The sequence below is a fragment of the Streptomyces graminilatus genome (assembly GCF_001418565.1).
GTDB classification, from domain to species: Bacteria; Actinomycetota; Actinomycetes; order Streptomycetales; family Streptomycetaceae; genus Streptomyces; species Streptomyces graminilatus.
The window spans coordinates 44,648-51,699 of record NZ_LIQQ01000310.1; the positions used below are offsets into that span (position 1 = coordinate 44,648).

The window sequence follows — 7,052 nt, forward strand, 5'->3', positions numbered from 1 at the left end:
GATCAAGTCTACCCTCGTACGGCCTGTGCGTACGACCTCGGAGCGGGGTGCGTCAGGCTTCCCGCACTGCTCTCGTACGGCACGCGGTAGCTGATCCGCGCGCGCGAACGGCTCGAACACATCCGCCGCGAAGTCCTCCAGACGGCACCGGACCTCATCCAACTCCCCAGGTGTCACACACCGGTCAACGACACGGCCCCTCCACCGGACACGCCACCAACAAACAGACCTGACCAGGCACTACTAGCGGCTGTGGTCACAGGCACACCCACCGCTGTCGGGGACCCGGAGGGGCACCGGGTCGGCGGGCGTGCCGCAGGGCGTCCAGGATGGAGGGACCTTGAGCGGCCCGGTGATGCCCGATGTCGCCGACCGTGTGCAGGGCGGGACGGCCCGTTCAGTCGTCGAGCCGGCCGCCCACCGGGCCGGGCCGGGGCACCCAGCCAGACAGGGTACCGAAGCATTCCGTGCCGCAGCCCGTCAGGCGACTTCCGGAGGCACCATGTCGGCGCCCACCGGCGCGCCGGCCGCCCGGGACGCCCGGTCGGCGAGGTAGCCGCCGGCCAGTTCTGCCCGGGGCACCTGGTCCAGAGCCGCCACGACATCGCCGCAAGCGAGGCTCTGCCTGCGCAGGAGCGCGATGTCCACGGCGCTTCGGCCGAAGTACGGCGCCCACAGCGACCAGGGTCCGCTGATGACGGAAGTCGTGGGAATCAACTGCTGGTTGAAGTGCGTGCCCAAGCCGCCGAACGACAGCATGGCCGGCACCCGTCCCGGCACCGGCTCTCCCAGACCGGGCGTCACGATGACGCGCTCCAGCCCACGGTCGGCCACCGCCTTCGAGACCGCGGCGCGGATCGGCGCACTCGGCCCGGCCGCCCACAGGACCGGCTCGGCGTGACCGGTGAAGGCGAGTTCCCGTCCACGCGTGCCGTCCGAGGCCGCCACCGGGACCAGTTCGCGCGCACCCAGATGCTCGATCGGGAAGGCGAAGGCGATGTCGCCCTCGTCGTACTCGGCGTCCAGGCGCTTGGCGTACCGGAGCGCCCCCTCGCGCGAGATGTGCAGATGAGCCGAGGTGAAAGCCAGTTCGAGCGTGCGCTCCAGTGGGCGCTCGGCGAAGTATCGTGCCAGCGCGAGGAGAGCCGCGATGCCGTTCTCCTGGAGCCAGGTGTTCCCGTCCGTGTGCGTGACCAGGACGATCCGTTCCGCGCTGCGTCCCGGCAGCGTGCCGAACACGTTGCGGGTCTGCGCAGGTTCCACGTCCGCCGTCACCGTGAGCCGGGCCGTCGCGCCGGTCAGGGGGAGCAGCCGGTCGCGCTCCTCCACCCCGACGAACGCCGCGGGTATGCGGTAATGCGTCCCCTTGTGCGGCTCGAAGTAGCCGGAGACCTGCTCTCGGGGCACATCGAACGCGAACACGACACCGGCGGCACCCGCCTCCCCGGCGGCCAGCAGGTCGTTGTGCAGGATCCCGTCAGCCAGCGCCGGGCGATCCCACACCTGTTGTCTCAGCGACTCCATGTCCGGGCTGAAGTCCAGGGCGGGGCGCAGCAGTTGGTCATAGGGCAGGGCCAGGTCCGGGAAGTCCCGCAGGACGATCCTTCCGGCGCAGGCCGGTCCGATGTCCCGCGCCCGCTCCACGTACACGAGTTCACCACTGCGGCTGCCGGGCTTGCTGTAGGGCACGGCGCCGGCGATCTCGATCCGGTCGTCGGCGACGTGAAGCGCGCCCGCCCTGGCCAGGTCCCCTGTCGGGGAGGGCGCCCAGCGCAGGGTGGAGTACGAGTCCGTGCTCACCACCATCCCGGGCACGGCCCGCAGCTCCTCCTCGACCCAGGAGATGATGCGCTCGTGCGCCGGGGTCGCCGTACCGCGGAGTCCCGCCGAGCCGATCCGCTCGCACCAGGACGCCAACTGTGTCTCGTCGGCGAAGATCGTCTCGTCGATGCTCATGCCGCGGTCTTTCCCTGTCATGTCTCTTGTTGTGCCGGTGCCGCGTTCGGTTGGTGCTGGTGGTGTTGGTGGTCAGTGGCCGTGGGCGAAGCGGGCGATGCTCGCGGCACTGTCGCGGCTGATGTCGGGGCAGGCGATGGAGAAGACCTCGGTGGCGTGGACGGTGCCCATCAACTGGGTGCAGCGGGCGGGGCGGCCGGCGGCGAGCAGGAGGCGGTAGAAGGCGATGCCCTCGTCGCGCAGGGGGTCGCACTCGTTGACCGTGATCACGGTCGGGGGGAAGTCGGCGACGTCGGTCTCGGTGGCGAAGACCGGCCAGGCGAGCGGGTTGCCGTTCTCCCATTCCTTGATGCCGTAGGCCATGAGGGTGCGGTTGCCGTGCGCGGTGAGGATGATCCCGTCGTTCTCGGTGGTGGAGGGGAAGCGTTCGTCCGGGATCGTGCCGACGATGCAGGGGCACATCGCGTACAGGCCGCGTACCAGGCCCGTGTCGCCGTCACGGCACAGTTGGAGGCCGGTGGCGAGGGTGAGGTTCCCGCCGCCGCTCTCCCCGGCCACGATCACCCGCCCGGGATCGATGCCCAGGGCGGACGCGTTGTCGATCACCCAGCGCAGGCCCGACACACAGTCGTTCAGCCCCGCCGGAAACGGCTCCACCTCCGGCGCCGACGACGCCACCAGACAATTACGGAAGTCCACCATGGCCACCGCGACACCCTCGTGGGCGATGGTCCGGCCCCACGCGTGGGTCAGCGGCTCGAAGGCCGACCCGGTCTGCATGCCGCCGCCGTGGATGTAGTAGACGCAGGGCAGCGTCTCGTCCGTGTCGGGGCGGATGTAGTTGATCCGCACCGTGTTCCCGTCGGGGGACGACGTGAACGACAACGTCTCACCGCGCAGACCCGCCGTCGCAGCGATCTCCTCGCTGAACAGCGTGCCGAAGAGCGGCGCCATCATCTCCCGGGCCGCTTTCGCCTCCTCCGAGTTGGCCTCCGCGAGCAACTCCTCACGGGAGGCGACGTCCGGCAACGGCGGCATATCGGGTACCGCGCCGAGCGGGCTCGCCTTGATACGCGGGTCGATGCGGGGATCCTCGGTGAGCTTACTCATGATCGTCGTCCTCCGGGTTCGGTGGGTGGGCCGTCGCCGCCCACCGTGTCAAATAGTGTCAATAGGCGCATGAGTGAATATCTGGCGTCAAGGTGCGATCGGGTCGCCTTCGTCTCACGCGCGTCAGAGCTGGTCGTCGGCGCCGCGTACTGCCCCTGCGGCGCGACGGTGTGCGTGCTCCCGCAGGCCCGTCGCGACGGAGACCGCCACGTACGCCGCGCGGAACCAGGGAGCGCGGCCGGAGACCGTTGCCGACGGGCCGGCTCGGTCCCGGCCGGTCGGTGTGACCGTGACGGGTGGAGTCAGTGGGCCGGGGCGGTGATCCGGCGCTTGAGGATCTTGCCACTGGGGCCCATCGGCAACGCGTCCATCAGCCAGACGTGTCGGGGGTACTTGTAGGCGGCCACCTGCCGCTTGGTGAACTCGCGCAACTCCTCGGCGGTCGCCAGGGCCCCCGGGCGCAGCACGATGGCCGCTGCGATCTCCTCGCCGAGATGATCGTCGGGCACGCCGAGTACGGCGGCGAGGGCGACAGCGGGGTGCTCGTGGAGGACCTCCTCGATCTCCCGGGGGTAGACGTTGTAGCCGCCCCGGATGATGAGGTCCTTCTTGCGGTCGACGATGTAGAGGTAGCCGTCGTCGTCCCGACGGGCGAGGTCGCCCGTGCGCAGCCAGCCGTCGGGGATGACCGCGGCGGTGTCCTCGGGACGGTTCCAGTAGCCCTTCATGAGGATGGGTCCGCGGACGACGATTTCACCGACCTCGCCCGGGGCGACCTCCTTGCCGCTCTCGCCGAGCAGCCGGACCTCGACGTCACGCACGGGCGTGCCGATGGAACCGGCCTTGCGCGGGCGGTCGGGGTGGTTGAAGGAGACCACCGGGCTGGTCTCGGACAGTCCGTAGCCTTCGAGGATCACGCAGCCGAAGGTGTGCTCGAACGAGTGCAGGATCTCGACCGGCAGGGCGGCGCCGCCGGAGACGCACATGCGCAGGCTGGAGGTGTCGGCCCGGTCCGCACCTGGATGCCCGAGCAGCGCCGCGTACATGGTGGGCACGCCCTCGAAGACGGTGGCCCGGTCGCGGGCGATGGTGTCGAGGACGGTCTGCGGATCGAACCTCGGGACCAGCACCAGCGTGGCCCCGCCGTGCACGGCGGCGTTCATGGCGCAGGTCTGGCCGAAGATGTGGAAGAGCGGCAGGCAGCCGACGATGACGTCGTCGGGGGTCAGTTGTTCCACGTGTACGACGGTGGTCCCGGTGTTGTGGCGCAGGCCGGCGTGGGTCAGCGCGGCGCCCTTGGGGCGGCCGGTGGTTCCCGAGGTGTACAGCAGGACCGCCACGTCGTCCTCCGCAACGGCGGCGACCTCGGAGTGCGGCCGGTGGCCGGCCAGGAGCGCGCCGAAGGCATCCGGCTCGACGGACAGGTGCCGTACCCCGGCGGCCTCCGCGCCCTGAGCGCCCTCTCCGGGGGCCAGATGCCACTCGAAGAGGAGCACGGCACCGGAGTCACGCAGGTGGTACTCCGTCTCCCGGGCCTTGAGCAGCGGGTTCATGGGTACGACGACGGCGCCGGCGCGCAGGATGCCGTAGTACAGCACGACGAACTCGGGCACGTTCGGCAGCGTCAGGGCGACCCGGTCGCCGGGGCGGACACCTTCGGCCAGCAGCATCGATGCGGCTCGTGCGGACAGCTCGTCCAACTCGGCGTAGTCGACGGTCTTGGAACCCAGCCGCAGGGCGGGCCGCTCGGGCTGCCGTAGCGCGGTCCGCACCAGAAATTCCGCCAGATTGGACATGAAAGCCTCCTTGCGTTCATGCCACCGGTGGTTGCCACGTCCCAGTGGCCGCCGGTGGTGTCCGCATCGTGGCCCTGCCCGTGGCGGGGATCTATGGACAGCCCGACAGCTTCCGCGCCCCTCGTTTGTTCCCCGGCACAGTGAGGGGGCCATACGCTGGGAGTTCGGACCTGCCCGGTGTGATGCCTTCCGGCTACGGGTGCTGGATGCGGCAGGCGTGGAGGGCGGTGCCGAGGTCGGCGAGGGCGGCCGGGTCGGAGAGTGAACGGCCCGTCAGTTTCTCGATCTTGTGCAGCCGGTAGCGCACGGTGTTGGGGTGGACGTAGAGCCCGCTCGCTGCCCCGGTGGCGTCACCGCCCGCGTCGAACCAGTGCTTCAGCGTCTCCATCAGCCGGCCGCGCTCCGGCGCGGGCAGGTCGAGGATGGGGCCCATCACCAGCCTCGCCAGGCGGGCCGCCTCCGCAGGGGCAGCGGCGACCAGCATGGCGAGGGGGCTGTCGTCGAAGCGCGCGACCCCGCTCTCGGCGGTGGGCAGCCCGGCCAGGGCCAGTCCGGCGAAGCGCAGCGCCTGCGGGGTGTCGCGGAGGGAGTCGAAGCACGGGCTGACACCGACGCGGGCCTTGCGGGCCCCCAGAGCCCGAAAGGTGACCGCGTCGGCTTCCGCCGAGGTGAGGGAGATCAGCCCGACCTGCTGGTGGGGCAGCAGCCGCCAGGCGGACTGCACACGTGCCTCGCGCAGTGCTGCCTCGATACCCGGGAGCGGCTCGTCGCCGGGATCGGGCACATGCGCGACGGCGACCACGTACGGACCACGCTCGGGCAGGCCGAGCTGCCGGGCCGCCTCCCACAGGGTCGTGCCGTCGGCGATCGCGCCGGTGAGGAGCGCCTCGACCAGGGCCGAGCGGCGCGCCTCGCGCTGCGCCGCCACTTCGGCGCTGGCCTCCCGGTAAGCGGTGGCCAGGGCCTCCGTGCAGCAGCCGTACATCGCCCAGAGTTCCGAGGCCCCGGCGACCAGGTGCGCGTCGGTGACCTCGGGGTGGCCGCGGGCCTCCTTGACCATCTCCGCCCAGAGGTACTCGAAGCCGATGCGGTAGGCGTGCAGCGTCTCCGACAGCGGGACTCCCTGCTCGGCACGCAGACGGCCGGTCTCCCGGGCGGGCTGGACGTCCAGCGGCGTTCCGAAGGCGAAGTGCCGCAACAGCAGGTCGACGTTTCGCCGGCAGTACTCGCGCAACGAGTCGAAGGGGATGAGCGACTCGTCCTGGTAGGACTGCGCCTCCGCGCGGATCCGTTTCGCCATGCGCTCGCCCAGCTCCGGAAGCCTCGCGTGCAACGCCGCTCCGACGCTGGTCAGGTCCATTTGCCCAGCGTACGACCCCTTCACTGTTCCGGGAAACAAACGTCACGGGCGGAAGCTGTCGGGCTGTCCATGGATCCCGGCCACCGACCGGGCCACGATGCGGACACCACCGGCGGCCACTGGGACGTGGCACCACCGGTGGCGTGAGACGCACCGGAGCCGGAGGACGACGACCATGAGCAAGCTCATCGACGACCCGCGTATCGACCCGCGTATCAAGGCGAGCGCGGTCGCGGCGATTCCCGCGCAGCCGCCGTTGCCGGACGTCGCCACCCGTGAGGAGTTGCTGGCGGAGGCCAATTCCGAGGAGGCGAAGGCGGCGCGTGCGTCGATGGAGGCCCTCGCCGGGACCCTGTTCGGCGAGGAGGCCGTACCGACGGCGGGTCTGCGCGGTGAGACGTTGTCGTTCACGTCGTCCCCCGACGGGAACACGGTGCGGATCAACTTCATCCGCCCCGACACGGACGAGACGCTGCCCTGCGTGGTCCACATCCACGGTGGCGGTATGCAGACCGGGTCGGCCTTCGGCCCGGTGGCGCAGTCGTGGTGCCGCTTGATCGCCCATCAGGGTGTGGCGGTCGCCAGTATCGACTTCCGTAATTGTCTGGTGGCGTCGTCGGCGCCGGAGGTGGAGCCGTTTCCGGCGGGGCTGAACGACTGTGTGTCGGGCCTGCGCTGGGTGATCGACAACGCGTCCGCCCTGGGCATCGATCCCGGGCGGGTGATCGTGGCCGGGGAGAGCGGCGGCGGGAACCTCACCCTCGCCACCGGCCTCCAACTGTGCCGTGACGGCGACACGGGCCTGGTACGCGGCCTGTACGCGATGTGCC

General features: G+C 70.6%; 5 protein-coding genes. 1 reads left to right on the forward strand and 4 read right to left on the reverse strand.

The window, feature by feature from the left end:
- Positions 1-480: 480 nt before the first annotated feature.
- The 4 genes from AOK08_RS25690 to AOK08_RS25705 all read right to left on the reverse strand — a co-directional run bounded on the left by AOK08_RS25690 (position 481) and on the right by AOK08_RS25705 (position 6,222).
- Positions 481-1,977 carry a hypothetical protein gene (locus AOK08_RS25690; protein ID WP_157876791.1) on the reverse strand — a complete coding sequence of 499 codons (1,497 nt, stop codon included), beginning with the start codon at positions 1,975-1,977 and terminating at the stop codon, positions 481-483.
- 51 nt (positions 1,978-2,028) lie between these two features.
- Entirely contained in the window at positions 2,029-3,066 is a 1,038-nt protein-coding gene (locus tag AOK08_RS25695; protein WP_055530315.1) for an alpha/beta hydrolase, read from the reverse strand.
- Positions 3,067-3,368: 302 nt separating this feature from the next.
- The gene (locus tag AOK08_RS25700; protein WP_055530317.1) at positions 3,369-4,862 is read right to left on the reverse strand and encodes a long-chain-fatty-acid--CoA ligase; all 1,494 of its coding nucleotides are present in this window, start codon (positions 4,860-4,862) and stop codon (positions 3,369-3,371) included.
- 193 nt (positions 4,863-5,055) lie between these two features.
- Positions 5,056-6,222 (reverse strand): PucR family transcriptional regulator, encoded by a 1,167-nt coding sequence (locus tag AOK08_RS25705; protein ID WP_055530318.1) that lies wholly within the window; start codon positions 6,220-6,222, stop codon positions 5,056-5,058.
- Positions 6,223-6,397: 175 nt separating this feature from the next.
- Between AOK08_RS25705 and AOK08_RS25710 the strand changes: the two genes are divergently transcribed.
- On the forward strand, positions 6,398-7,052 hold a 655-nt coding region (locus tag AOK08_RS25710; RefSeq protein ID WP_241827090.1), incomplete at its 3' end, for an alpha/beta hydrolase.

What these genes read in the sequence shown, in the direction of transcription:
- AOK08_RS25690 (WP_157876791.1), bottom strand. Translation starts at nt 1,977, where the DNA reads ATGACAGGGAAAGACCGCGGCATGAGCATCGACGAGACGATCTTCGCC.
- AOK08_RS25695 (WP_055530315.1), bottom strand. Translation starts at nt 3,066, where the DNA reads ATGAGTAAGCTCACCGAGGATCCCCGCATCGACCCGCGTATCAAGGCG.
- AOK08_RS25700 (WP_055530317.1), bottom strand. Translation starts at nt 4,862, where the DNA reads ATGTCCAATCTGGCGGAATTTCTGGTGCGGACCGCGCTACGGCAGCCC.
- AOK08_RS25705 (WP_055530318.1), bottom strand. Translation starts at nt 6,222, where the DNA reads ATGGACCTGACCAGCGTCGGAGCGGCGTTGCACGCGAGGCTTCCGGAG.